Here is a 24,801-nt window from a genome sequence, read left to right on the forward strand (position 1 = left end):
CGCCCTTTCTTCATCCGCCCTATAGTATTATTGAATAAAACCAAACCGACCAAAGGGATAGAGACGAAAAAACGCTTTCCCAATTATGTCTTCTTCAGAAACCAAGCCAAGAATGCCATCTCGACTATCCAAACTATTGCTTCGATTGTCGCCCATAACAAAGATTTTTCCTTCTGGAATAATTAGATCCACTTCACCAACCGTATAGTTTTCTCTTATGTACTCTTCTTGCTGAAGAACATCGTTAACATAAACCTCACCATCTCGAATCAGTAGCTCATCACCCGACAAGGCAATAATGCGTTTGATCAATAATTTTTCTTCACCGGAAGAGGTTCGTAAGGGTGATTGAAATACAACGATGTCTTTTTCTTTTGGTGCGCTTCTCTGATACAACAGTTTATTGATCATCAAAAAGTCATTCTCTTCTAAGGTATTGGTCATGGAATGATTTTTCACGATGGTGGGTGTCATAAAAACAGTGATTAATAAAGCTATTGCAATGGATATAACAATCGTTTTTACCCACTCGATTATTTCTTTCTTCATCCTGCTTCCCCCATCCAGCTATTATGACTAAACATATTTTATCATTTGCCAGCATCGAAAGCAATGTTGACCAAATTGTTGTGCCTGCAGAGTTTCTATGGTATTCTTAACTTAGTAGTAAAGAAAGGTGTGATAGATTTTGGAAAGGTTAAAAGACTTTATTCATGATTATTCCGATCTATTTTTAGCTACATTAATCACTGCTTCAATGGCATTTGTAGTCTTTTGGAACTTAAACACTATTTTCGATGATTCACCTTCTGTCGCCAATGCGACACCCCCTTCTACTGAAGATTCTGTTTCGATGGATCATCCTTATGATGACTCAGATGAATTATCTGCCCCTGATTCAGATCCTGTCGTTATCGACCTCTCTCCTGAAGATGAACATCAGCAAAGCGATGACTCCACCAATCCTGAGGAGACAGACGCAGCAGATTCTGAATCAGTTGAAACGCATAGTTATGTAACTATCGATATTCCTAGCGGCACACCAGGAGTTGGGATTGCTAATATTTTAGTAGAAGCTGGTTTAATTGAAAACCCGGGCGACTTTGTTCAAGCTGCAGAAGAGTTAAATCTTTCTCTTAGCTTGAAATCAGGCACCTACGACGTTCCAGTAAGTGCGACTCCTGAACAGTTAGTTCGTATCATCGCAGGTCAAGAATAGGATAAGCCAGCCTGACATCATAATTAATGACAGACTGGCTTCTACTTATTCATTTTCATTCTTTAGCACTATCGGTTCAAATCTTCCAAGGCTTGTGCTCTTTCGTGAGCACGTTTAATCAAAGCATCCTTATTCACTAAATACCGTTCTTGCTTTCCTTTTGCAATTTCACCAATTTCATCATAACAAGTCATTTCGAAATGCAAAGCACTGCCATCAATTCGATCCAACTTTGCCTTAACCGTAACCTGCATCCCCTGTAGTGTAGGCTTTTCATGAGTTATTTCAATTTTTTTACCCACAGTAATAAAACCCTCTGGTACATTTTTTCCCACTAATTCAACCGCTGCTTCAATCATCATTCCTACCAATGCTGTTGTTGAAAACAAGGTTTCAATTCCAGCTCTCCCAAAACTAACGGTAGTGTCTTCATACGCCACCCTCTTTTGAACACAGTACTCTAAACCTTCACTTAACGTAAAATCTTCATGCATACATAACCCCCCTTTGTTATCTATTATTACCCGCTTATCTTAAACATACACTGTTTTCCCAATATATTATTAAGAAACTTCTTTATGATATCAGTAAATTATTTTAACACTTCTAATAATTGTGGAATAATGGTAGAATATAGTTATCTACGAATGTCGAAAGGAGGTTCTATTATGCCAAAAGCAGTTGTTTTGGAAAAATATTGTAAAAGCTGCCGTTTATGCGTTGATATTTGCCCTCAGAAAATAATGGATATCAGTACTAGATCAAACGAAAAAGGTTATTTTGTCGCTGCTTGCATTGATCAAGAAAAGTGCACCGGTTGTACTCTTTGCGCTACTGTTTGCCCGGACGTTGCTATCGAAGTATACAAATAACTCATCAAGGAGTGTTAAAGAATGGAAAAAGTTTTATTGAAAGGTAATGAGATTATTGGCGAAGCTGCTATACGAGCTAAATGCAAGGTTTTCTTCGGGTATCCAATCACACCATCAACTGAAGTTATTGAATACCTTTCTGCCAATTTACCATCAAAAGGTGGATCAGTTTTACAAGCCGAAGATGAAATTGGCGCCATTAACATGTGTTACGGTGCAGCTTGCACTGGCACAAGAGTCATGACTGCATCTTCCAGCCCCGGAATAAGCTTAAAGCAAGAAGGTATCTCTTATGCCGCAGCTGTTGAACTACCCATGGTTCTAGTCAATGTTAATCGATGTGGTCCAGGGCTTGGTGGATTAGGTCCAGCACAATCAGACTATTTCCAATCTACCAAAGGCGGGGGCCACGGAGATTATCGATTGATTGTTTTAGCACCTTCAAAAGCTCAAGAATTATATGACTATACAATGGAAGCCTTTGATTTAGCCGATCAGTATCGAAACCCAGTAATGGTTCATACGGATGGATTTCTTGGTCAAACTATGGAGCCAGTAGTCTTAAAGGATCCTCCCAAAATCCCTGATATCGATCGAACTTGGACGGTATCCGGATGTAAAGGCCGTAAAAAGCGCATCCTTGCCAGCTATTCACTGACAAATGAAATTGGGGAATCAAATAACCTATACCTGGAAAAAAAATACAAAGAAATTCAAGAAACAGAACAGCGATGGGAAGCTTTTCATGCAGATGATGCCGAATATTTACTTGTTAGTTATGGTACTACTGGTAGAATCTGTAAAAGCACTGTTCTAAATGCACGAAAAAAAGGAATCAAGCTTGGCTTAATTCGTCCTATAACCTTGTGGCCATTTCCAGAAAAAGGCATAAAGCCACTCATTAGTCAGTTGAAAGGAATTATTTCAGTAGAGCTTAATACTGGTCAAATGATTGAAGACGTTAAGCTTTCAGCTGAATGCAAAGTCCCTGTACATTTATTCAGAAGACAGGGTGGTATGCTTCCAACAGAAGATGAAATCTTGGAAAATGTAGAAGAAACTTTTCAACTTAAAAATAACAAGGAGGTGAACCTATAATGAACAAGGTTTTTGAACGATCCAAAGGCTTATCAGATGCCCATTTTACCTTTTGTCCCGGATGTACTCACGGAACTATTATGAGGCTAATCGCAGAAGTTATGGATGAACTTCAGATTATTGAAGAAACCATCGGTGTTTCACCCGTTGGATGTGCTGGTTTCTGTCAAGATTTTTTTACTTGTGACTTCGTTGGCGCAGCCCATGGTAGAGCTCAGGCAGTAGGAACCGGAATTAAGCGTTCTTTACCAGATAAAATGGTATTTACTTACCAAGGAGATGGTGATATTGCAGCTATCGGTACACAGCATGCCATTCATTGTGCCGCAAGAGGCGAAAAAATAACTTCAATCATGGTAAATAATGCCATTTATGGAATGACTGGCGGGCAAATGGCACCAACAACATTAGAAGGAATGAAAACTAGTACAAGTCCTTTTGGAAGAGATCCCATTGATGTCGGAATGCCTATGGATTTCCCTAAAATAATTGCCAATATTCCCGGAGCTGTTTATGTTGCTTCTGTTTCTGTAGATTCACCTAAAAATATTAACAAGGCAAAAAAAGCAATAAAAAAAGCATTTCAAGTACAGCAAGCTGGGTTAGGATTTGCACTCGTAAGTATTCTTTCAACATGTCCTACCAACTGGGGAATGTCCCCTATTGATAGCCTGCAATGGTTGCGCGAAAATATGCTCCCAGTATATGAGCTAGGGGAATTAAAAGAAACTGAGGAGGTAAAGAAACTATGATGGACACTGTAATTATGGCTGGTTTCGGAGGTCAGGGGATAATGTTCCTAGGAAAAGTCTTGGCTTACGCAGGAATGACCGCCGACCTTGAACTGTGCTGGATACCTTCCTACGGGCCTGAAATGAGAGGTGGAACAGCAAACTGTTCTGTCATTCTTTCAGATACTGAAATTCATTCACCAGTAGTCGATAGAGCAGACGCTGTCATCGCTATGAACCAACCTGCATATGAGCGATTTAAGTCCAGAGTGAAACCAGGTGGATTCCTTATTGTTAATTCTTCTTTAGCTACTACAAGCAACGATAGAACAGATATTACGACTATAAACGTTCCCGCTTCAGACATTGCAAACAATCTTGGTAATCCCAGCATCGCAAATATGGTATGTCTAGGCGCCTTGTTACCTTCTATGAAACTGGCTAACTGGGACTCCGTTGAAAAATCAATGAAAAAACTTACGATGAAACGACCTGAGTTTTTGCAAGGAAACCTCGATGCCATTAAAGAAGGAATGAAATGCCAAAACTAAACTAATTTATCATCCTTATCGAAATCATTACCAGCTAAATAGAATAAGAAGCCAGGACTGCCCGCTTGGCTTCTTATTTTGTTAGATTCTATATGATTTCCTATGACTTAATAAATGGATTTTTTATTAAATGAACATAATTCAAAACTTGAATCATTTCTTCTTTGCTAAAAGTGCATATGGAACCAATAACATTTTGCACATTTTTGTCGAATAATATTTCTCTCATTTCAGGGGTTATTGCTCCAATCATTTCTTCTACTTCTTCCTGTTCAAGAATCAAATAACAAATTGATATGCCCAGTGATTCACTTATTTTCTCTATGGAGTCCAAAGATGCCTGCACTTTTCCATTTTCCAAATGTGTAATCATAGCTGTCGATAATCCTGTTATTTCAGCAAGTTCCTTTTGCGTTATTCCTCTGTTGACACGTGCATTTCTTAATTTCTGCCCCACAACACTTTGTTTCCGCTTGTTCCCAATAAACAAACTGATGGGAACTTCAAACACCTCCGTTATTGCTCTAAGCGCAGAAATCGAAGCAACTTTTTCACCTCGCTCCACTTCACTTATGTACGTTGGAGATAGACCTGTAAGAGCACCTAACTCCTCCAAGTTCAATCCTTTGTTTTTTCGCAAAGCTCTAACTTTATTACCGGTTGCACCTACGGCAATATGCTTCCAGCTACTAATATCATCATCGTTCATTTCCAAAACTTCAACCAGTCTTGCAAAAAATTTCGGACTCATTTCCCGTTGATTTTCTTCTATTTCCCGAAGTTGGTTAAGTGGTACTCTCATCTGCTCAGCTAAGTATTCTTGTGTCATTTGATGCTTTTCACGAAGCCACTTCACCCGATCACCATGAATCAAATTTTTCACTCCTCTCACTTATATAAAACACATTTTCTCAGTACACTTTAGTTGATTATGTTCTGATTTTATCATAATACTCTCTATTAACACAATCAATTCGTCATTGATACCCCTAAGTGAGCCTATCTAATCCATTGGTTTATTTTCGTGACATATGTTTTAACCATAGTCCAGCCGCCTCTGTCCTATTAGTAACTTCTATATTCTTCATTATCTTCGTTATTAGATTTCTAACTGTTTTTTCCGCCAAAAATAATTTCTCTCCTATTTCTTTATTTGTTTTCCCCTGACTCACTAATGCTAGTATTGTCTGTTCACGCTCCGATAATCGTGATAAAAAAGGATCTTCTTTTGCTGACTGACTCATAATGATCTGAACCTTTTGATCCATCACGGTCAATCCATGTAACACATTGTGAATCGCTTGAACAATCGCTTTTCCATCTACATTTTTGAGTAGATATCCATCAGCACCATTTTTAATGCTTTCCTGAACCATAAAATCTTCCGCATAAGCTGTTAAGATTAGTACACGAATAGCACTATTTCTCTTTTTTATTTCCCTTACACCTTCAGTTCCATCTCCGTCAGGAAGTTGCATATCCAAAAGAACAATATGAGGATTTGCTTCGTCTAGATTATCATACATCTCTTTCAACGAAGCAGCTTCTGAACAAACTATTAGATCCTTATCTTTTTCAATCAACCCTTTTAAGCCTAACCGTACAATTTTATGATCATCTACCAACATAACTTTTTTCTTAGTATTCTCATCTATCATTCTTGCTCATCCTCCCATGGTACTTTTATCATTATCCGAGTACCTTCTTTACCGCTTTTAATTTTCATTGATCCATTAATCCTAATGACACGATCTTTCATATTCTGTAATCCATAGCCTTCGGTATTCTTCTTGTTACTATCAAAACCAACTCCGTCATCATCTAGCTCCACTACTAATGCTTTTAAGCTGGAGTATACGCTTATCCGAACATTCTTTGCCTTCGAATGTTTTTGTATATTCATTAGTGCCTCTTGTATAATATAGTATAGCTCGGCATTTATATCTGTAGATATTTTCCCCATTACCATTGTTGGTACTAAATAATTATAATCACAGTTAATGTTATTCGTTCTTTGAAATTGTTCAATCAAGTTAAGTAAGTTTTCTTTAAGATCTTCTATTCCTATATAACTGGATGAAAAAGTTTTCAGAAAATCTCTTGCTTCTTTTATGGTTTCATTTAAGTCTGATTTGAGTTCTTCCAAACCCATACGCGTTTCATCATTTTCAGACACATCTAACAAGGACTCAACTAGCATCCCTGCTCCAAACAACCGTTGTATAATTTGATCATGAACCATCTGGATGGTTTTTTTTCGCTCTTGTATCAATAGCTGATGTTGTTCATATTCATTAAATCGTTTTTGAATCTCCCAGCTGAAAGAATCAAAAATTCGTATGGTTATTACCGTTATTCCAATAGCCGAAATAGCCCTTACTAACTCTACCGGTATTCCCGTATAGTGATAAAAAACAACATGATTAAGGACATTGGAAGGAAAGATATCTAAAGGCGTAATAAAAACACCAGATGTTAATCCATAGAGGAAAAAAAACATCCCTGCAATCATATACATATTCGCATAGCTCGACAATCTTAACCCTTTCAAATGATTACTATTCTGAAAAAAAGATATTCCTGCTAAAATAGCACCAGGAAGCCCCATAAAATACCTTGTCAAGTTATTGAATATTGTTATTTGCCACATTAAATCTTTTGGAACAGAGGATATTCTTCCGAGAAAGAAAAATAACCATAATGCCAAAATGAGTAAGGGTACCCATATATGTATTTTAATATTTTTTGTCGTTTCTTTCAAAACCATAGAAAAACCAAAAATCATTAAAAAAAGAAAAGAAAAACCTGTCAGAAGTGTTTCAACTGTGTATAGCTGCCACTCAAAATTGTCATAAGCTTTCATCATTCGAAGCATTGCGATCCATTCCGCTATACCATGCAACACCCCAAAAGCTCCTAATAGCTGTATCGTAGTGAGTAAAGGAAATTCACTCTTATGTCTAAATTTTTGTTGCAATGCCGATATTCCCAGAACAAAAAAAGAAAGCCCATAAAAAAAGAATAGCCATAAATACGTTTTTTCTTGAAATTGATTCAAATCACTCACTCCAGCACTATTCTAATACTATTTTGTCATATATCCTATTATTAGTATAGCTACACACCTTATAAAATGCAAAACACCAGTTTTCTGGTGTTCTGCTATTACTCTTTCGACATGCGATTTACTCTTTGTTCACTTCTATATAGAATAGGCGCAGAAGAAAAAAACGTACCATTTGAAAAAGCATGTCTTTCCATTGTGATCAGTTCTTTTGTAATACGCGTCATATTTCTCTGAATTTCAGGACTTAGCACATCTTCTATTTCTTGATTAGTAGATTTTTTAAAGTAAACATAACTTTTCCAGAGTCTCTCTTTAATACGATTAACCGTAGACGGTTTTCTCAAAATCTCTAATATTTCCCTTTTAAGATTTTCTGCATATTCAGGAGAAAATCCTTTTGGGAGCATTGCAAGACTCTTACCAATCAACCTCGCCGCCGAATCATCTATTTCTTGACACAAAAATTTAACTGTATACCACAAGTTATATAAATCTTGCTTTGACTGAATTTCTTGAGAATGGACCCATGCAAATGCATGAAGTCTTCTACGCCAGTCCCACCATCTGAGCGGACTGTCAAGGTCTACGGCTGGTATTAGAAAAAACCCTTCTCTTAAAAGTAGTGACCCCAGAACACCAGGCGGATGTCCTAGCCGTTTATTTTTTAACGTTGTTCTATAGACACCACATGTCGGACTACCTTCCATATATACATATCCAATCGCATTTACTGATCGTAGTATTTCTAATGTTGATAAGCATGATCCTTTTAATTTTTCTGTCACATCGTCGCCTTTACGATTAATTATTTTTGCCTTTCCTTCCCAAACATCATCACCACTGCTACCAGCTATTTTTATCGGCTCTCTTGGTACACCTAATCCTGCACCAACTTCAGGACAGACGGGATGCCATTCAAAATCACTATGCTCACGACCCATATTCTTAACCCGATCCCAGCCTCTACGATTATACCTAAAGGGAGCGCCAAAATTACATGCACTCACCCCTAAAACTACTTTTTCTTGAATGACACGCTTCATTTTTACCATCTCCATTCATGCATATATACATTACACTAGTAAATGATACCCAATAAACGGTTCAACACGCAAAACAGCCAGACATAATTTGAATTATATCTGGCTGTAAATAATTTTAAAACCATTTTTTCTTATTCTTACTTCCCGAAAATATGCTTTGAATCATCATAAGGATCTTAAATAAATCCTTAACTGGCTCCACCACTTCTTCATTTATTCCTTGTACTACATCTGCTACATAATCCGTCATTTCAGTAACATTCTCTACCGTCGACTGTACATGTTCCATGCTTTGATTTACGTGAGCTGTGATCCCTTCTACGTTTTCCAGTACTCTCGGAATCCGTTCTAAAGATTCATCAATATGTTTTTCATTTTTATATACCACCGCTTGAATGTTCTTTAATGCGTCATTAATCTTAATCAATGCCATTAATAGGTATACTAATGCTCCCACACCCAATAACGCAATAAGCACAATAAGTAATTCTCCAACAGTTACGGTCGCTCCCATATCACCCCACCTTTGCTGTATATTATTTCAGTATTACTTGACCTTATTCCAGCTCTTGGGATACTTTTTCTGCCTCTTTGGAAACTTTTTTTGCTGCATCATTCGTTTCTGACTTTGCTTTTTGCTTTATTTCTTCCTTTGTATCTTCCAACTCATCAACGATTTCTTCTTTTTCTGATTTAACTTTATCTTTTAATGTCTCTACTTTTTCTTCAACAATTTCTTTTGTTTCCTCATAAAAAGTATTTAACTTTTCTTTGCTTTCCGCAAGATTTTCATTTACTTTTACTTTCGTTTCACTTAATTCTTCTTCGAGTTTGCTTTTCGCTTTAACTAATTCTTCTTTTGTTTTTTTTCGTGTGTTTTCACCTTTATCAGGAGCAAAGAACACACCCGTCAACCCACCTAAAAAAGCACCTGTAGCAAGGCCTTTCATTAATCCTTTTCTTCGCTCCGCTTGTTTTTCTTTTTTCATCTTATTAGGATCAATCGCATTCCTAAATTGCTCCATTCTTTTGCTTAAGTTGCATTTACCCATAAACACACTCCTTTTCGATCATTTTAGTGAATTATACCCAATATTTTCTAAAATAATCATCGAATTATTTTGTCACCTTGTCCAATGCCTCCCTATTCTTCCATTAAATTTCTTCGATACTCCAAGTAATATTTTTTAAGGGTTGTAATTTGTTCTCCTATCGTTAACTGTAATCTCGATATTTTTTCTAAATTATGTTCCTCAATAGCTTCTCTCCATTGAGATATTAGTGATTTTTTCTCTAGGCTGTCTTTCATCAGCGCATTTCGCAAACTGTTTATTTTTTCCCAATGGACAACATCCAGATCTGTTACATCTTCTAATCCATGCAGCTTCTTACAATTCCTTATGATTTTTGTGTATTGATGGATAATTCTTCCCGCAATCTCCTGAACCCATTGATCAATTGTTGCAATTTTGTATGAATTTACGATTTCTTTCGTAAATACCTGACCTTTAAACAGTTTTTCCTTTTTTTCTTCATGCTGATCAAAAATAGAAATATTTTCCCAAACAGTAGCTGGCGGTGTTCCAAATAGATGATTCCTTTCCTCCTCTGTATAGTCATCAAATACATCTTGTTCACTTCTGAATAAACGATCTTTATCAAGATAAAATTTCTCTTCGCCTGCCGGTTTAGAGAATTCAATTTCTAGTTCTTTAGCACTCAGGTTTGATTTTGCTACTGCCTCTATTCCATCCAACATCATCAAGTATGATGCCGCCACATATAAATACGTATTTGATGTTGGGTTGGGTGCTCTCAACTCAAATCTTGTAGCTAAAGGATTGTTCATGTCACGAACAAGTGCTAATAAAATAGTTCTATTCCTTGATGGATTTTGTGGATTATGCCCGACAGATCCAACAACGCAAACAGGAGCCTCAAACCCTGGTTTTAATCGCTTAAGTGCGTCATTACTTGAGGTGACAAATGGATTAATGGCTTCATAGTTCTGCAAGATTCCCATAAACGATCCCCAGCCAGCTTTACTGAGAAAGTCTTTATCTCTGTCTTTCGGAGCCATCAGATTAATAAGTCTTCCATCTTTTGTTTTTAAGTTAACACCCATATGCGTGTGTTTCCCTGATCCCGCAACTCCTTCAATAGGCTTTGCCATAAAAGAAACTTCCAATCCATACCTTTCAAAAATCTCTTCGACCAAAACACGTACAAACACTTCATTATCCGATGTTTCCATAGGAGTATTGTATTTCCAATCTATTTCCAATTGTTCCATTACATGATCAAGTTTCCCTGTGTTGCTAATTTTTGCCGTTACGCCCCCTACTTCCTTATGCCCCATTTCTGGTTCAAGGCCATAATCATGAAGCATCATCATGGATTCTTCAAGAGCTGAGCGTACACTTCCTTTTGTTCTTTTCCAATACTGTTCTTTTAATAGCTGAGAAGTTGATAACTTTTCTTCATTAGCTTTATCTTGCGGTGTTCGCACCCAAAATTCTAATTCTGTGGCCGTTGTCATCTTAACGCTTTCAATCTCATCAGCCGATTCTAAACCATACTCTTTTAGCATTTCTGGATATGTAGAAAATAGCTTCATAAGATGTTTTTCAAAATACTTTTCTACTCTTGCCAATACGCCTCTAGAACCAACATGTTTGCCTTCATGTCTTAGAAAAGCAGGTATTCTCAAAGAACCTATGGGTAACCCGGTTTCTTGGTGGATATGTTCAAAATTATAATCCACATACCAATTAACTTCAAGGTCCGGCACAAGGTCAACTTTTGCATTGTTTAATGTAGCAATTTCATGCAACATTACGCTAGATCCATCCGTTTGAACCCCCATTTGCAAAAATGTTTCCATATCATCCAGCATTACCGAGATTGGAATTTTTTCGTCTGTATTGTTACCTCGCAGATCTACACCTACCAAAGAAACAAACTGAATGGAAGGAAAGTTTTTCAATAATTTTACCAGTATTTCATTTTTGTGCGTCCATACCGGTAAGCTATAAAGCAGTTTCTGATCCATTAGTGCTTCTAGTTTCTTTTCCACTATAACCCCTCCTCAAATTCAAATGATTAAATAAATAAAAAACATTATATCATTTTCATCATTTTTGTAAAGAATAAGTCTTTATCAGATGCAAAAAGACTTCCAGAAAATTTCCAGAAGCCATTCAACATTAGTAACCATATTTAGTAATGCCAATTTTCATTGTCTTTTCCTTTCTTAGTTTCAGCATTATCAACTTTGTCCTCTCCCTCTTCATCTTCTTCATCCTTTGTAATCATAACCTTTTCTATCACTCCATCTTTTACTGTAACCACCTTTATGTTTAAGCCTCCAGATTCAAAAATGGTTCCTTCTGAAACCGGTACACATGCTTCTTCAGCTAAATTACACACTAACCCACCTAAGGTATGTCCTTTAGAGCTAGGTATATCAGCTCCTGTTTCTTCCAGTATTTTTTCTAACCTTGTTGAAGCTGAGTATACATGTTCATCCCTAGCAACAAAATCTTTTTTAGGCTCTAGATATTTTTGGATAGCAAAAACCCCTGCGATGGCAATAGTTCCTAACACTAAATCTAACATTGTATCGCCATAAATAAGCATTTTTCGAGCTATAAGATAAAGAACTAGCTCCAATATAGCACTCGTAGAATGGGATAAAAGCATTAACATAAGTTCAATTCCAACCACTAGCAATAAGGTGTGTGCAAGAAAATTCTTAAAAACAACATAAGAGCCCTCTGGTCCTGTATTAAAAATCAGCAAAAAATATTTTACGATGTCGATCAGTCCGATTGCAATCGCTATAGCCACAAGAATGGTTAAAACAATTTCAAGATAGTATGCTGACTTTTCCAGTTTTTTCATAATCAGCAGATCTTTCATACACTCATCTCCCTTAGCTTTTTGGTAGTGTAAACTTAAACACTACTTTTTAGATTTACTTGCTTTATATTGCAAAGGTTTCAAAGTTTTTTTGTTCATATTTATTATAATTCTCACCATTAGAAAAACAGCGCCATCTTGTTACTGTTTTAACAAAGTTGTCGCTATTATCACTATCCTGGCTCCCATACCATTTCAACCAAGGTTAAATCATCTTTTAACTCTCCCTGTGCCTCAGCAATTCTTTTAAAGAAAAGCGTCATTGGTCTTTGGGTTTCACTTACCTGATATTTTCTTGCTATTTCCAATAACTTTTCATAATCTATGGCTTCCCTATTATTATCTTCTAATTCCATCAATCCATCGGAATAGATAAATAGTCGATCACCAGGATTCAATTGAATTTTCCCTTCTTCATGTTCTTGAGAAAATTCAAATCCTATAGGTGTTCCATATGCATTCAATGTATCTATCTCACTACTTCCCTTTACCCACAATGGTTCTGGGTGAGCCCCTCTACAATATCTCAAAATACCCGTGTGCGTGTTTAAGACCATATAAAATATTGTAAAATAATGCTGGTACTTAGAAAAAGAAAATCGCTTGTTTAAGTATTGAATAACGTTTCCCGGCGAAATAATTTCATAATAAGGAGGCCGATCTATTTGTCGTTTTAAAGGCGTACCTCGGCTAATATCCGGAACCATAAGTTCTGAAAGTGCAACAGCAATCATCGATGATGCAACCCCATGCCCCATCACATCAATCATATAAAGACCAACATGTTCATGATCTAACATAAAAATATCGTAAATATCCCCTCCTACTTTTCCAGAAGGTTGGAAATGGCAGTAAAATGAACATCGAGGCACCTCAATAATATTTTTAGGAATTAATGATTCCTGAATTCTTGCCGCTAAAGACAGATGATGGTCAATTTCAGCGCGTTGCCGATTAATCTTTTGCATGCTTTCTTCAAGAGCTTGCTGACTTTTCCTCAAACTTTCTCTGTGCTGCGTGTAATTTAACCAGTGTTGTATTTTCACTTTTAATTCTGCATGCATGATCGGTTCAGGTAAACAGTCATTTACGCCTTCCATGTATAAAGCTTCTCTTGTTTCCTGATATTCTTTCATACCAATTTGAACCAATAATGGTATTTTTTTTATTTGATCAATCGACTTTAATGTTCGGCAACATTGTTCTATATCACAACCAGTCATCCCGATCGATTGCAGAAGGATAAGGTCAGGCTTTTCAGAAATCACATGATAATGTACGTCCTGATCGTATTCATACTGGACGACTTCATGCCCCCAACTTCTTAACCGTTGTTTATTAAGCTGTGTTCCATCTCTTAGCATTTCAAGTATTAGAATTTTACCAGTTTTCATTAATATGCCCTTCCTATTATGTGCCCACTTGCCTATTTGAATTCTCGTTAATATCAGTGTACCTTGTATCATTAACTTCTGCAAGAATATTTTCTTTTACTAGTATACAAACATGGGTAAATACTACTTATACGAATAAAAAGAGAAAGGTGGTTTACTATGGAGATTCAATTTCTTGGTGCAGCAAAAGTAGTAACTGGATCAAATATTCTGATAAAAACAAAAGCATGCAATTTACTTTTAGATTGTGGATTGTATCAAGGGAGTAATGAACTTGAAGAATTAAACCATCAAGACTTTCCTTACGATCCTTCTTCGATTGATTATCTCTTTCTTACTCATTCACATGTCGATCATTCTGCCCGTATACCAAAACTTGTCAAGGAAGGGTTTCGAGGAAAAATTTATGCAACTCAGGCTACTACTGATCTTTCAAAAATAATGTTATTAGATAGTGCTCATATTCAAGAAAGTGATGCTGAATGGAGTAACCGCAAACGACAACGTGCAGGAGAACCACCTGTCGTTCCGCTCTATAATACACAAGATGCACAGAACAGTCTTCGGTATTTCGAGTCCGTATTGTATGGTCAAAAAATAAACGTTAATGACATTATTAGCGTACGCTTTAGAGATGCAGGGCACATTCTTGGTTCATCCATTCTAGAAGTTTGGATTACAGAAGAGGAAGAAACGGTTAAACTTGTGTATTCCGGAGACATCGGAATGAAAAACAAACCATTAATTTGTGATCCAGAAATAATTGAAGAAGCCGATTATCTCATTATGGAATCAACCTATGGTAACCGGATCCATGAACATACTGAAGAGCGCATGGAAATGATGATGGATGCAATCAATCGAACTTTAGAGCGAAATGGTACGGTTATTATTCCTTCTTTCGCCGTCGGAAGGACTCAAGAATTAATTTATGAACTAAATAAATATTATGGCTCCAGCTCAAAAATAAATCCTATTCATAAAGTTCCTATTTATATTGATAGTCCAATGGCTGTATCAGCAACAAAGGTTTTCGAAAAAAATGCCCACTTTTTCGATAATGAAACAAAAGAATTAATCTATCGCGGTGATAACCCACTGGAATTCAGTAATCTCCATTTCATTAGGAATCACCACGAATCTATCAAACTAAACCATTCAGACCATTCAAAGGTAATTATTTCTGCTAGCGGCATGTGTACAGCAGGAAGAGTCAGGCATCACCTAAAACATAATCTCTGGAATGATCGAAATACAGTTATTTTCGTTGGCTACCAAGCCCAAGGTACACTGGGCCGCCTTCTGAAAGATGGAGCAAAAAGCGTAAGGATTCTTGGAGAAGAAATAGCGGTAAAATCCGAAATAATTAGCATTGATGGCTTTTCTGGTCATGCTGATCAAAAGGGCCTTATAGAATGGGTAAAAGCATTCGAAAAGAAACCCAAGAAAGTATTTCTAGTTCACGGTGAGCCAGCCGCTAGCGAAGCACTTGCGGATTTAATAGAACAAGAACTCAGCATCCCTACGGAAATCCCATCCGTTGGATACAACTTTGAAATGGAAGAAGCTGTTCTTAAAGAAGATTCCAAAGAACTCCTAGAACCAGTTCAACGGAAAGAAAATATTAAAAGCGAGCTTCAAGTAGTGTATTCACAGTTTGAATACTTGGCAAAACAGACCGATAAATTTACGGATGATCAGTTGCTGGAAAAAGAATATGATAAGCTAAAGAACAAACTAATTGACCTTCAACGCGAACTTATCAGTTTAGGAATTATTTTAGGAGACTAGCTCTTTAGCATCTGCTTTGCTTTTTTGACAGCCTGAACCGCATCTATCGCATACTGAGCACCAATACTTTTTGCATAATCTTCCGTAAGTACGGCTCCCCCCACTAGTAGTGATATATTCATCCCCTGACTCTTAACTTTCTCAGCGACCACTGCCATCTGTTGCATGGTGGTGGTCATCAAAGCGCTCAAACCGATAATATCTGCTTGCTCTTCTAATGCCGTCTTCACTATCAAATCTGCGTCAACATCCTTACCAAGATCTATCACACGAAACCCATGATTCTCCAACATTACCGAAACAATATTTTTACCAATATCATGGATATCGCCTTGAACTGTAGCCATAACAACTGTTCCTATTTGTTGCGATTCGTTTTGAGGCAACTTTTCTTTAAGAAGAACAAAGGATTTTTGTGCAGCTTCTGCTGACATTAGTAACTGAGGTAGAAAAAATTCACCTTCCTCATATTTTGCTCCCACCTCTTCTAATGCGGGAGTGATCAATTCATTAATAATATCTAAACCACTTTTTCCTTTTTTCAAAAAAACATCTATGATACTCTCTATTTCGTCCGTTTCGCCATTGATGATCTTTTCTTTTAGATCAACAGAAAGATTCTCTCTCTTTGCTTTTTCATCTGTTATTTCTTGATGATTTTTTACCCCTTCATTGCCTAATAAGGTATTCTCTTCAAGATAACGCTTAGCATTGTGATCTTTCCCTGTCAGCACATCCGACCCAGATATCATTAGCCGAAACAAAGGCTCCCTTGGATTGATAATAGGCATATCTAGTCCTGCACCTAATGACATTGCCAGAAAACTAGCTGTCAGTCCCGATCTTTTAGGCAAGCCATGTGATATATTACTAACACCAAGCACGGTTCTAACACCTAGTCGTTCTTTTATTAGCTGCACAGCTTTTATGGATTCCATTACAAGTCTTTGCTGTGCACCAGCTGTAAGCGTTAGCGGATCAACATAAATATCCCTGATGTTCATTCCATTTTGAATGGCATAGTTTACCATTATTTCGGCAATTTTAAATCTTTCTTCTGCCGATTCAGGAATTCCTTTACTGTCCAACGTTAAGCATAGAAGCGACGCACCATATTTTTTTGCCAGTTTTACCATCTGTTCCAATGTTTCTGGTTTAGCTGTTGTTGAGTTTAACAATGGTTTTCCTTGTACCGCTCTAAGCCCAGCTTCTATTACTTTTGGATCACTGCTATCAATTGAAATCGGGGCTCGGACCACCTTTTGAACAGCTTGAATTGCTAAAGGCATCATCACTTCTTGATCTACCCCCGAAGCTCCTGTATTAATATCAATGATTGAAGCACCAGCTTCTATTTGGGCCTTTGCTTCTTCTACGGCCAACTTCGGGTTAAGTGTTCTAAATGCCTCCGCAAGATTTTTTCTTGAAGTTGGGTTAATATTTTCCCCTATCATTGGTGTTTGGTATCCGCACCCTACATACACTGTCTGATCTTTTCCAGCAAGTTTTGAAAACAAAATAGGTTTCGGCTGATTGGAGCGAAGCATTTTTAGCTCTTTCGAAAAAACTTTAATGTGTTCAGGCGTTGTTCCACAACAACCTCCTAAAACACTTGCTCCAGTACTTACTAAAGAGGAAACATAAGCCCCCATGCGATCAGGCGTCATATCATAAATAGTATTGCTTCCTTCCAATCGAGGTAGACCTGCATTTGCTTGTGCCATTAAAGGAACATCAGACACCTGCCGCATTCTTTTAATGATGGATATCATTAAGTCAGGACCTACGCCACAATTTGCTCCGACTACATCTACCTCCATAGCTTCCAAGACAGTTACTACCGTTTCAGGATCCGCACCAGCTAAGGTTCTTTCCTGAATATCAAAAGTCATTGTGCAGATAACTGGCAAATCAGCCGCCATCTTAGCTCCAATAACAGCTGCTTTCGCCTCTTGTAAATCGGCCATTGTTTCTATAAGAAATAAATCACACCCTCCTTCCACAAGTGCTTTTGCCTGCTCGTTAAAGGTCAATACCGCCTCTTCAAAGGTTAGGCTTCCCATTGGTTCCATTAGTTTTCCTGTAGGTCCAATGTTACCAGCTACTAGCACCTTATCTCCAGCTACTTTTCTAGCAATTGAAGCAGCCTTTACATTAAAGGCTACCACCTGATCGCCAAGCCCATATGAATCTAATTTTAATCTGGTGCCGCCAAAGGAATTAGTCTGAATCATGTGGCTTCCGGCTTTCACGTACTGTTGATGAATGTTCTCAACCAGCTTTTCGTTTGTCATATTTATCGCTTCAGGACATGTAGCTTCTTTCATCCCTTCACTTAACATCGTCCCCATGGCACCATCACCCAACATAATGCTTTGTTTTAATCTATCTGTTAAACAAATACTCATCCTAGTTCCTCTCCTTTTCTAAGCCTTCATATGATGTTTCTTGTTTCTTAAATTAGCGACTATATCAAGAAAAAACTGATTGGCTATCTACTCTCTCGCCAGAACGAAGGTGTCAACAAAATAAACACTGTAAATAGTTCTAAACGTCCCATCAGCATAAACAATGATAATACCCCTTTTGATACGTAGCTAAATTCACTATATGTTTGTGTTGGACCAATAAAACCAAAACCTGGTCCTATATTACCAAGAGTTGCCGCCGAAGCACTGACAGCACTGACTAAATCTAACCCTTCTATGCTAAGAACAAACATCCCACCTGTTAAAATCAAAATATAGAGTATCGCAAAACTGGTAACACTGGCGATAGTATCCGCTTGTAACATTCTTCCTTGTATTTGTATAGGCACCATAGCTCTTGGATGTAGTACCTTTAATATTTGCCTTTTAACCAATTTAAACAAAACAAGAATTCGTATTACTTTGATACCACCACCCGTCGAGCCTGCACACCCACCTATAAACATCAAAAAGAAAATAATGCTTTGAGCAAAAGGTGACCACAATTCATAATCAGCGGTAGTGTACCCGGTCGTAGTCATGATAGAAGCCACCTGAAAAGAAGTATGTCGTAAATTTGCTGTCCAATCTCCGCCTTGTTGAAATTGTATCGATATAAATAACGCAAGCATTGCTGTGATCAGCAAAGAGAGATATAGTCTCAATTCCGTATTTTCTACAATATTTCCTATCTTCTTTCGATACAGTTCATAGTATAAAGCAAAATTCACTCCAGCCGCTATCATAAAAACAGTAATCACCCATTGGACATAGGCACTATCATAGGCGCCAGCACTATCGTTATAAATCGAAAAACCTCCTGTGCCTACAGTTCCAAATGTATGCGTCAAAGCTTCATATAAATCCAACCCTCCAAACATTAGTAAAATTGTCTGAAGCACCGTCATGCCAAAATAAGCTGTATAGAGGATGGTGGCTGTTTGATGCATTTTAGGTACTAGCTTATCTGAAATAGGACCTGGGCTTTCCGCTTTAAATATTTGAAAACCACCAACACCTATCGCTGGAAGTATAGCGAGCGTTAGTACCAATATACCCATCCCCCCTAACCAATGGGTAAATGAGCGCCAAAACAGAATTCCTTTCGGCAAAGCCTCAATATCATCTAAAATAGTTGCTCCTGTTGTTGTAAATCCTGATACAGCTTCAAAAAAAGCGTCCATAAGGTGCGGTATACTCCCCGAAAAATAAAAAGGAAGTGCTCCAAAAAAAGATATTACTATCCATCCACCTGCTACAATAACAAGAGCTTCTTTTGTTTTGATTTTTCTGGAAGAATGGCTTAAACGCATGCAAGGTATTCCTACTAACAAGGTAAGACCCACCGTCAATAAAAAAGAACTTACAGCCGCCTCTTTATAAAGAAAACTGACCATAATTGCCGGAAGTAACATAATCCCCTTAAAAACCAGCAGACTACCGAGAACTCTTATGATAACTCCATAATTCATTTAGCAAACCTCTCTTCGATGGATAAAAATATTTTTCAAAATCAGTTTCATCGTCTTTGACGGCAAAAATAACCACTCGATCGCCAGCTGTTATCATCGTTTCTCCGTCCGGTATAATCACTTTGTTTTTTCGTAGTACAGATCCAATGATTAAACCTTGCGGAAGTTCTAAGTCTTTTAATTTTTTCTCTGTTACATAGGCATTTTTTCGAACAATAAGTTCTGTTACTTCTGCTTTCCCGCCAAATAACAAGGAAAAAGACAGTACTTTTCCACCTTGCACATAACGCAATATTTCACTGGCCGTAATGGTAACAGGATTAACCGCCACGTCTACGCCAAGTTTTTCAATAATAGGGATATAGTTTGGGCGACTAACTTTAGCAATAACTTTTTTCGTGTTGTATTGCTTCGCCAATAGGGATAATAATAAATTTTCTTCATCTAATCCTGTCAATGAAATCAGTGCATCCGCTTCGAAAATCGATTCTTCTTCCAACAAATTAATATCTGTACCGTCACCGTGGATCACTAGTGCATCATTTAATGTTTCAGCAAGATATTTGCACCGATTTCTCGACTCTTCAATTATTTTTACTTGAACGCCTGTTTTCAAGAGTTTATCTGCCAGATAATACCCAATCCGCCCTCCTCCAAGAATAACTACTTTTCTCGTCATTTTTTTCTTTGTAGAAATACCACATCTCTGCGTAAACGAGTTAACATCATCTTTTTCTCCAATAACATAAAGGACGTCCGTTTCCATTATTTTAGTTTCTCCATGTGGAATAATGACATTTCCATTTCTATTTAAAGCAGCAATCAAGACTCTCTCTTCATAATTCAAATCTTTTACGTATTGACCAGCCATACCGCACAGCTGCTGTACCTTCACATCAGCTAATACAATTTTTCCGTGGGCAAAATCCTCTGTATGAACTGGTAATCCTTTCATTAAATACCTAATAATTTCTGAGGAAGTCGCTAATTCCGGGTTTACAATATAGTCTATATTCATTTCTTTCTTTATAAACTCTGCCTGCCTTGAATATTCTGGGTTTCGAACTCTTGCTATTGATTTTTTGCACCCCATTCTTTTCGAAAGAAAAGCTATCAGCATGTTCGTTTCGTCATCGTCCGTTACAGCAATCACCAAATCTATTTCATGAATTCTCGCCTGTTTAAGACTTTTAACTTCAACTCCGTTTTGTTGAATCGTCAACACATCCAATTGATCACTAGCCTTTTGCAAAGCTTCTGCTTTTGGATCCATCACAACAATATCATTTTCTTTGTGCGAAAATGCCTCTGCTAATTGAAAACCTAACTTTCCAACACCTATAATAAGTATTTTCATCTATATCAACTCCAGTAAAAAATTCTCACTCACACCTACTCTTTTGAACTAAAGCCATTCTACCATATGTCTTACAAAACCCCAAGGACAAAAGTTTATCTAATTGACAGTTTTGAACAACTATGCTGTAATAGTGTTGCATGTTATTGCCTTGCAATACTCAAAAAGAGAGGAGATATATATGAAATCTAATCGAAAAATGATAACGGCTTTGTTCATGATTGGCTTAACGCTTTTTATCATAACAAAATTCATTAATCAGCCAGAAGGAGAATGGGTAGAAAAAAACGAGTTTGTTCTTGGTACTTTCAGTCAAATAAGAATTTATGCACCTACCGAGGCCGCTGGAGAGGCAATTATCAGAAAAGCATTTGACAGAGTGCATGAAATTGAAAAAAGAATGAGCCCACACATCGAAAATAGTCAAGTTTATAAAATCAATCAACTGGCAAACGAATCTTTCTCTGAAGTAACGGAGGATACACTAATGGTTATTCAAACAGGAATTGACTATTACGAACTTACAGATGGACTATTTCATATCGGCTTAGGATCACTTATAAATTTATGGGGGATTGGTACGGAAGAACCTTATGTCCCAAGACAAAGTGAAGTCGACGAATTATTGGAAGCCCTTGATATCCATGCTATTCTCATCGAAAATTCCAGTGTAATGATACAAAACAAGCATATGGCATTGGATCTTGGTGGTATCGCTAAAGGCTATGCTGTAGACGAAAGTGTGCGTATATTAAAAGAAGAAGGTATCCAGAGTGGCTTTATTAACTTCGGAGGCGATGTGTACGCTTTAGGCAAGAAACCAGACAAAACACCTTGGAATGTAGGTATTCGAGAGCCTATTATAGAATCAGGCGGTCTTTTAGGTAGAGTTCCTGCAGACAGTCTATCCGTTGTAACTTCCGGTGACTATGAACGTTACTTTATTGAAGATGAAACTATTTTTCATCATATTATTGATCCCAGAACCGGCTTCCCGTCAGAATCCGACCTAAAAAGCGTCACTATTATCTCAGAAACCTCCATGGACGGGGATGTGTATTCTACAGCCTTATTTATCATGGGCCTAACCCAGGGCTTATCCTTTGTTGAATCTGTCCAAGGGGTTGAAGCCGTTTTTGTTAATCACGAAAAAGAGATTTACTTAAGTTCAGGATTAAAAGATGGCGGCTTTGAGTTGATGAATGAAGATTACACACTTATTGACTAGTCACCCTTTTATGCTCAAAATTGGATTCACTAAATAAGATAATGTTTTTAGGGAGTAGGGAAAAAAATAAGGAAAGGATGATTGCCATCTAGCAATCATCCTTTCCTTATAACATTTCTACACAAGGATCAAGTTTGTAGATTACATCTTTACGCTCCACAATAACCATCGTTTTTGATCTTAAGAGTTCATTTCCTTTGATTTCTGTCAAAAGCTCCTTAGCTGGATTAATAGCTACTGGATTTCCCACCGCTTGAAGCATAGATAAATCACCTTTCGTATCTCCATAAGCATAGCTTTTGGCTAAATCTATCTGATATTTATGGATCATATCAGCCATTGCCTTCTTCTTACTTTCCGAATCCCACATTTGAACAATTTCTCCTGTGAAATTATTTTCATCATCGACCAAGTATTGAGTTGCACGGTAAGCTTCAACTTCATATTTTTCAGCCATTTTTTCCACCAAATAATCCGGACTACCGGATATAAAAAATACATGATGACCTTGTTTTTTATGCCAATAAATTCGATCTCTTGTAAATCGGTATACGCGATCACCTTTAGTATCAATAACCTGCTCTACAATAAAATCGATATAGTTCTTATTCTGACCTTTCATCGACTTTAGGTATATCTCGGCTACTTCAAGCAAGTAATCTTCGTAATTTCCCATACGTTTGTCCCAATTGCGGAAAGCTTTTTGAGCATGACTATACCAATAGTGAGGGTCTATGATTTCGTAGCGAATTAATCTTTTAAAATGTTCCATCATTAAAGAGTCCCGATGAAGCGTCCCATCAATATCAAAAAAAGCGGCAATGTTTTTTTTCATTTTATTCTCCCCTAAAGCCGTCTAGCAACTATTTCATCCCTTGTTGCTAGTGCTATATTAGCAGCATGATCTGAAATACGCTCTAAATTGTTAATCATATCTAAAAAAATAACACCTGCACTCGGAACACATTGATGCGCATTAAGTCTTGATATATGATTTACTCGAAGGGTCTTTTCAAGCTTATCTACTTGTTTTTCTATGGCTAAAACCTCTTCAATCATATTGATATCTAAGGTTTTCATCGCTGTTAATGCTTTTTCATACGCTTCTATCGTGAGGTCAGATATTTCTTTAATTTCGTTAATCGCCACTTCTGAAAAAGTAAGTTTATTGTCTATTTTGAATTGAGACAGTTCCGCTATATTTTCAGCATGATCGCCAACCCTCTCAATATCATTGATGGTGTGAAATAAGCCATCTACCGTTTCACGTTGATCTGGTGATAAGTCTCTATTGGATAGTTTAACTAAATACGAGGCTATTTCTCTTTCCAACTCATTAGTAACTTTTTCTGTTGCCAAGGATTCATTAATTTTTTTCTCGCTACCGTCAATAATACTACCCATTGCTTCCTCTAGCGATTTTTTAGCTGTATTCCCCATATGAAGCGTTTCTTTTATAGCCGTAGCCAACGCAATGGATGGAGTGTTTAGGATTCGCTCATCAATATATTTAACACCAACAACCGCATCGGTTTCTCCCGGAACCATACGGTACGCCAATTTTATTAGAACCCCCGTAAATGGTAGCATTAACAATGTTGTTGTAATATTAAAAATAGTATGTGCGTTCGCAATTTGCCTTGGTATATTATCCGGGCTTAAATGTTTAATTAAGTGGTATGTAGGTCCTTGAAGTAAAAAAATGAATATTATTGTTCCTATTAAATTAAAAAGTAAGTGAAAAGAAGCCGCCCTTTTAGCTGTTTTATTCGCACCAATACTGGATATAATCGCTGTTACCGTAGTACCTAAGTTGATACCAAACAAAATCGGTAATCCTGATTCTATGGGTATTAAACCCTCCATAGAAAGTGCAAGGAGAATACCCGTCGAAGCCGTACTACTCTGAACCATAATTGTAATAGCAAAGCCTGCTAAAATACCAAGTACCGGATTTTCTCCAAAACTAATCAAGAGAGTCCGGAAACCTTCAAACTCCCTAAGAGGTCCTAACGCATCGCTCATAAACTTCATTCCTATAAACAGCATCCCAAACCCTATAAAAGCTTCTGCTAACTGTTTCGTTTTACGATTTTTAGAAAACAACCATATTCCTACGGCAACTCCAATAATAAGCGGTGCAAAGCGATCAATCTTAAACGTAATGATCTGCGCCGTTATGGTTGTTCCAACATTAGCACCCATTATTACACTAGCCGCTTGACCTAACTGCATCATACCTGCATTAACAAAACCTACCACCATAACAGTCGTAGCACTACTACTTTGAACAATAGCCGTAACTAACGCCCCAACCATAACACCCGTAAAACGATTTGATGTTAATGCACTGATAATGCTCTTCAATTTCTGACCAGCTACCTTTTGAAGACCAGTACTCATTATATGCATTCCATACAGAAATAAACCTAAACCCCCAAGCACACCAAAAGCTATTTCCATCACAGAGCCTCCTATTGGATTAATTGCACAAACAAAATTCAAGATAAAGCACGAACATTATACTATAAATGAAGCTAAAATAGCAAAGATCTTTTAAAGAATAATAAAAACAGATGCAATCATCTC

23 protein-coding genes are annotated in these 24,801 nt (G+C 37.2%); 7 read left to right on the forward strand and 16 right to left on the reverse strand.

Annotated features, from left to right (window positions below; translation table 11 throughout):
• Positions 1-27: 27 nt before the first annotated feature.
• Entirely contained in the window at positions 28-549 is a 522-nt protein-coding gene (gene lepB, locus BLV55_RS00415) for a signal peptidase I (RefSeq protein ID WP_093309777.1), read from the reverse strand.
• Positions 550-688: 139 nt separating this feature from the next.
• On the opposite strand from lepB, the gene BLV55_RS00420 reads away from it, so the two are divergent.
• Positions 689-1,219, forward strand: coding sequence for a hypothetical protein (locus tag BLV55_RS00420; protein ID WP_093309778.1), 531 nt, complete (start codon positions 689-691; stop codon positions 1,217-1,219).
• Positions 1,220-1,287: 68 nt separating this feature from the next.
• On the opposite strand, the gene BLV55_RS00425 is transcribed toward BLV55_RS00420, so the two are convergent.
• Entirely contained in the window at positions 1,288-1,713 is a 426-nt protein-coding gene (locus tag BLV55_RS00425) for a thioesterase family protein (RefSeq protein ID WP_093309781.1), read from the reverse strand.
• A gap of 174 nt (positions 1,714-1,887) precedes the next feature.
• Here BLV55_RS00425 and BLV55_RS00430 point away from each other — a divergent pair, with 174 nt between their 5' ends.
• From BLV55_RS00430 to BLV55_RS00445, 4 genes are read left to right on the forward strand one after another with little or no spacing between them, the layout of a single operon-like run.
• Positions 1,888-2,091: an indolepyruvate ferredoxin oxidoreductase subunit alpha gene (locus BLV55_RS00430; RefSeq protein WP_093309784.1), complete on the forward strand. Its 204-nt coding sequence runs from the start codon at positions 1,888-1,890 to the stop codon at positions 2,089-2,091.
• 21 nt (positions 2,092-2,112) lie between these two features.
• The gene (vorB, locus tag BLV55_RS00435; protein ID WP_093309786.1) at positions 2,113-3,189 is read left to right on the forward strand and encodes a 3-methyl-2-oxobutanoate dehydrogenase subunit VorB; all 1,077 of its coding nucleotides are present in this window, start codon (positions 2,113-2,115) and stop codon (positions 3,187-3,189) included.
• Positions 3,189-3,941: a thiamine pyrophosphate-dependent enzyme gene (locus BLV55_RS00440; protein WP_093309789.1), complete on the forward strand. Its 753-nt coding sequence runs from the start codon at positions 3,189-3,191 to the stop codon at positions 3,939-3,941. The genes vorB and BLV55_RS00440 overlap by 1 nt, the downstream gene beginning before the upstream one ends.
• Positions 3,938-4,471, forward strand: a complete 534-nt coding sequence (locus BLV55_RS00445) for a 2-oxoacid:acceptor oxidoreductase family protein (protein ID WP_093309792.1) — start codon at positions 3,938-3,940, stop codon at positions 4,469-4,471. The genes BLV55_RS00440 and BLV55_RS00445 overlap by 4 nt, the downstream gene beginning before the upstream one ends.
• Before the next feature lie 100 nt (positions 4,472-4,571).
• Here the strand turns inward: BLV55_RS00445 and BLV55_RS00450 are convergent, their stop codons facing one another.
• The 9 genes from BLV55_RS00450 to BLV55_RS00490 all read right to left on the reverse strand — a co-directional run bounded on the left by BLV55_RS00450 (position 4,572) and on the right by BLV55_RS00490 (position 13,896).
• A complete protein-coding gene (locus BLV55_RS00450; protein WP_093309794.1) occupies positions 4,572-5,345 on the reverse strand; it encodes a helix-turn-helix transcriptional regulator in 774 nt (257 codons plus the stop codon).
• A 142-nt stretch (positions 5,346-5,487) separates the two neighbouring features.
• Positions 5,488-6,129: a response regulator gene (locus BLV55_RS00455; protein WP_093309797.1), complete on the reverse strand. Its 642-nt coding sequence runs from the start codon at positions 6,127-6,129 to the stop codon at positions 5,488-5,490.
• A complete protein-coding gene (locus BLV55_RS00460; RefSeq protein ID WP_093309799.1) occupies positions 6,126-7,529 on the reverse strand; it encodes a sensor histidine kinase in 1,404 nt (467 codons plus the stop codon). The genes BLV55_RS00455 and BLV55_RS00460 overlap by 4 nt, the downstream gene beginning before the upstream one ends.
• 107 nt (positions 7,530-7,636) lie before the next feature.
• On the reverse strand, positions 7,637-8,581 hold the full coding sequence (locus BLV55_RS00465) for a 2-thiouracil desulfurase family protein (RefSeq protein WP_093309802.1): 945 nt from the start codon (positions 8,579-8,581) through the stop codon (positions 7,637-7,639).
• Positions 8,582-8,696: 115 nt separating this feature from the next.
• Complete coding sequence (locus BLV55_RS00470) at positions 8,697-9,095, reverse strand: DUF948 domain-containing protein (RefSeq protein ID WP_093309804.1); 399 nt, start codon at positions 9,093-9,095, stop codon at positions 8,697-8,699.
• 43 nt (positions 9,096-9,138) lie between these two features.
• Positions 9,139-9,633 carry a YtxH domain-containing protein gene (locus BLV55_RS00475; protein ID WP_093309807.1) on the reverse strand — a complete coding sequence of 165 codons (495 nt, stop codon included), beginning with the start codon at positions 9,631-9,633 and terminating at the stop codon, positions 9,139-9,141.
• 92 nt (positions 9,634-9,725) lie between these two features.
• A complete protein-coding gene (locus tag BLV55_RS00480; RefSeq protein ID WP_093310519.1) occupies positions 9,726-11,633 on the reverse strand; it encodes a type I glutamate--ammonia ligase in 1,908 nt (635 codons plus the stop codon).
• A 167-nt stretch (positions 11,634-11,800) separates the two neighbouring features.
• Complete coding sequence (locus BLV55_RS00485; protein ID WP_093309809.1) at positions 11,801-12,502, reverse strand: transporter associated domain-containing protein; 702 nt, start codon at positions 12,500-12,502, stop codon at positions 11,801-11,803.
• 173 nt (positions 12,503-12,675) lie between these two features.
• Entirely contained in the window at positions 12,676-13,896 is a 1,221-nt protein-coding gene (locus tag BLV55_RS00490) for a SpoIIE family protein phosphatase (protein ID WP_176968182.1), read from the reverse strand.
• Positions 13,897-14,055: 159 nt separating this feature from the next.
• On the opposite strand from BLV55_RS00490, the gene BLV55_RS00495 reads away from it, so the two are divergent.
• The gene (locus BLV55_RS00495; protein WP_093309814.1) at positions 14,056-15,687 is read left to right on the forward strand and encodes an MBL fold metallo-hydrolase RNA specificity domain-containing protein; all 1,632 of its coding nucleotides are present in this window, start codon (positions 14,056-14,058) and stop codon (positions 15,685-15,687) included.
• On the opposite strand, the gene BLV55_RS00500 is transcribed toward BLV55_RS00495, so the two are convergent.
• From BLV55_RS00500 to trkA, 3 genes are all read right to left on the reverse strand, one after another.
• Positions 15,684-18,095 (reverse strand): homocysteine S-methyltransferase family protein, encoded by a 2,412-nt coding sequence (locus BLV55_RS00500; RefSeq protein WP_093309817.1) that lies wholly within the window; start codon positions 18,093-18,095, stop codon positions 15,684-15,686. The two genes, BLV55_RS00495 and BLV55_RS00500, sit on opposite strands and share 4 nt — an antisense overlap.
• 83 nt (positions 18,096-18,178) lie before the next feature.
• Entirely contained in the window at positions 18,179-19,627 is a 1,449-nt protein-coding gene (locus BLV55_RS00505) for a TrkH family potassium uptake protein (RefSeq protein WP_093309819.1), read from the reverse strand.
• Positions 19,593-20,984, reverse strand: coding sequence for a Trk system potassium transporter TrkA (gene trkA, locus BLV55_RS00510; protein ID WP_093309821.1), 1,392 nt, complete (start codon positions 20,982-20,984; stop codon positions 19,593-19,595). Before trkA ends, BLV55_RS00505 begins: the two co-directional genes overlap by 35 nt.
• A gap of 181 nt (positions 20,985-21,165) precedes the next feature.
• On the opposite strand from trkA, the gene BLV55_RS00515 reads away from it, so the two are divergent.
• The gene (locus BLV55_RS00515; protein WP_093309824.1) at positions 21,166-22,212 is read left to right on the forward strand and encodes an FAD:protein FMN transferase; all 1,047 of its coding nucleotides are present in this window, start codon (positions 21,166-21,168) and stop codon (positions 22,210-22,212) included.
• Between the two features lie 106 nt (positions 22,213-22,318).
• Here the strand turns inward: BLV55_RS00515 and BLV55_RS00520 are convergent, their stop codons facing one another.
• Together BLV55_RS00520 and BLV55_RS00525 are read right to left on the reverse strand one after the other, a co-directional pair.
• Positions 22,319-23,047 (reverse strand): HAD family hydrolase, encoded by a 729-nt coding sequence (locus tag BLV55_RS00520; protein WP_093309828.1) that lies wholly within the window; start codon positions 23,045-23,047, stop codon positions 22,319-22,321.
• Positions 23,048-23,058: 11 nt separating this feature from the next.
• The gene (locus BLV55_RS00525) at positions 23,059-24,675 is read right to left on the reverse strand and encodes a Na/Pi cotransporter family protein (protein WP_093309831.1); all 1,617 of its coding nucleotides are present in this window, start codon (positions 24,673-24,675) and stop codon (positions 23,059-23,061) included.
• Positions 24,676-24,801: the final 126 nt, after the last annotated feature.

Source organism: Tindallia californiensis (genome assembly GCF_900107405.1).
GTDB classification, from domain to species: Bacteria; Bacillota; Clostridia; order Peptostreptococcales; family Tindalliaceae; genus Tindallia; species Tindallia californiensis.

What these genes read in the sequence shown, in the direction of transcription:
- lepB (WP_093309777.1), bottom strand. Translation starts at nt 549, where the DNA reads ATGAAGAAAGAAATAATCGAGTGGGTAAAAACGATTGTTATATCCATT.
- BLV55_RS00425 (WP_093309781.1), bottom strand. Translation starts at nt 1,713, where the DNA reads ATGCATGAAGATTTTACGTTAAGTGAAGGTTTAGAGTACTGTGTTCAA.
- BLV55_RS00430 (WP_093309784.1), top strand. Translation starts at nt 1,888, where the DNA reads ATGCCAAAAGCAGTTGTTTTGGAAAAATATTGTAAAAGCTGCCGTTTA.
- vorB (WP_093309786.1), top strand. Translation starts at nt 2,113, where the DNA reads ATGGAAAAAGTTTTATTGAAAGGTAATGAGATTATTGGCGAAGCTGCT.
- BLV55_RS00440 (WP_093309789.1), top strand. Translation starts at nt 3,189, where the DNA reads ATGAACAAGGTTTTTGAACGATCCAAAGGCTTATCAGATGCCCATTTT.
- BLV55_RS00445 (WP_093309792.1), top strand. Translation starts at nt 3,938, where the DNA reads ATGATGGACACTGTAATTATGGCTGGTTTCGGAGGTCAGGGGATAATG.
- BLV55_RS00455 (WP_093309797.1), bottom strand. Translation starts at nt 6,129, where the DNA reads ATGATAGATGAGAATACTAAGAAAAAAGTTATGTTGGTAGATGATCAT.
- BLV55_RS00465 (WP_093309802.1), bottom strand. Translation starts at nt 8,581, where the DNA reads ATGAAGCGTGTCATTCAAGAAAAAGTAGTTTTAGGGGTGAGTGCATGT.
- BLV55_RS00470 (WP_093309804.1), bottom strand. Translation starts at nt 9,095, where the DNA reads ATGGGAGCGACCGTAACTGTTGGAGAATTACTTATTGTGCTTATTGCG.
- BLV55_RS00475 (WP_093309807.1), bottom strand. Translation starts at nt 9,633, where the DNA reads ATGGGTAAATGCAACTTAAGCAAAAGAATGGAGCAATTTAGGAATGCG.
- BLV55_RS00480 (WP_093310519.1), bottom strand. Translation starts at nt 11,633, where the DNA reads ATGGATCAGAAACTGCTTTATAGCTTACCGGTATGGACGCACAAAAAT.
- BLV55_RS00485 (WP_093309809.1), bottom strand. Translation starts at nt 12,502, where the DNA reads ATGAAAGATCTGCTGATTATGAAAAAACTGGAAAAGTCAGCATACTAT.
- BLV55_RS00490 (WP_176968182.1), bottom strand. Translation starts at nt 13,896, where the DNA reads ATGAAAACTGGTAAAATTCTAATACTTGAAATGCTAAGAGATGGAACA.
- BLV55_RS00495 (WP_093309814.1), top strand. Translation starts at nt 14,056, where the DNA reads ATGGAGATTCAATTTCTTGGTGCAGCAAAAGTAGTAACTGGATCAAAT.
- BLV55_RS00500 (WP_093309817.1), bottom strand. Translation starts at nt 18,095, where the DNA reads ATGAGTATTTGTTTAACAGATAGATTAAAACAAAGCATTATGTTGGGT.
- BLV55_RS00505 (WP_093309819.1), bottom strand. Translation starts at nt 19,627, where the DNA reads ATGAATTATGGAGTTATCATAAGAGTTCTCGGTAGTCTGCTGGTTTTT.
- trkA (WP_093309821.1), bottom strand. Translation starts at nt 20,984, where the DNA reads ATGAAAATACTTATTATAGGTGTTGGAAAGTTAGGTTTTCAATTAGCA.
- BLV55_RS00515 (WP_093309824.1), top strand. Translation starts at nt 21,166, where the DNA reads ATGAAATCTAATCGAAAAATGATAACGGCTTTGTTCATGATTGGCTTA.
- BLV55_RS00520 (WP_093309828.1), bottom strand. Translation starts at nt 23,047, where the DNA reads ATGAAAAAAAACATTGCCGCTTTTTTTGATATTGATGGGACGCTTCAT.
- BLV55_RS00525 (WP_093309831.1), bottom strand. Translation starts at nt 24,675, where the DNA reads ATGGAAATAGCTTTTGGTGTGCTTGGGGGTTTAGGTTTATTTCTGTAT.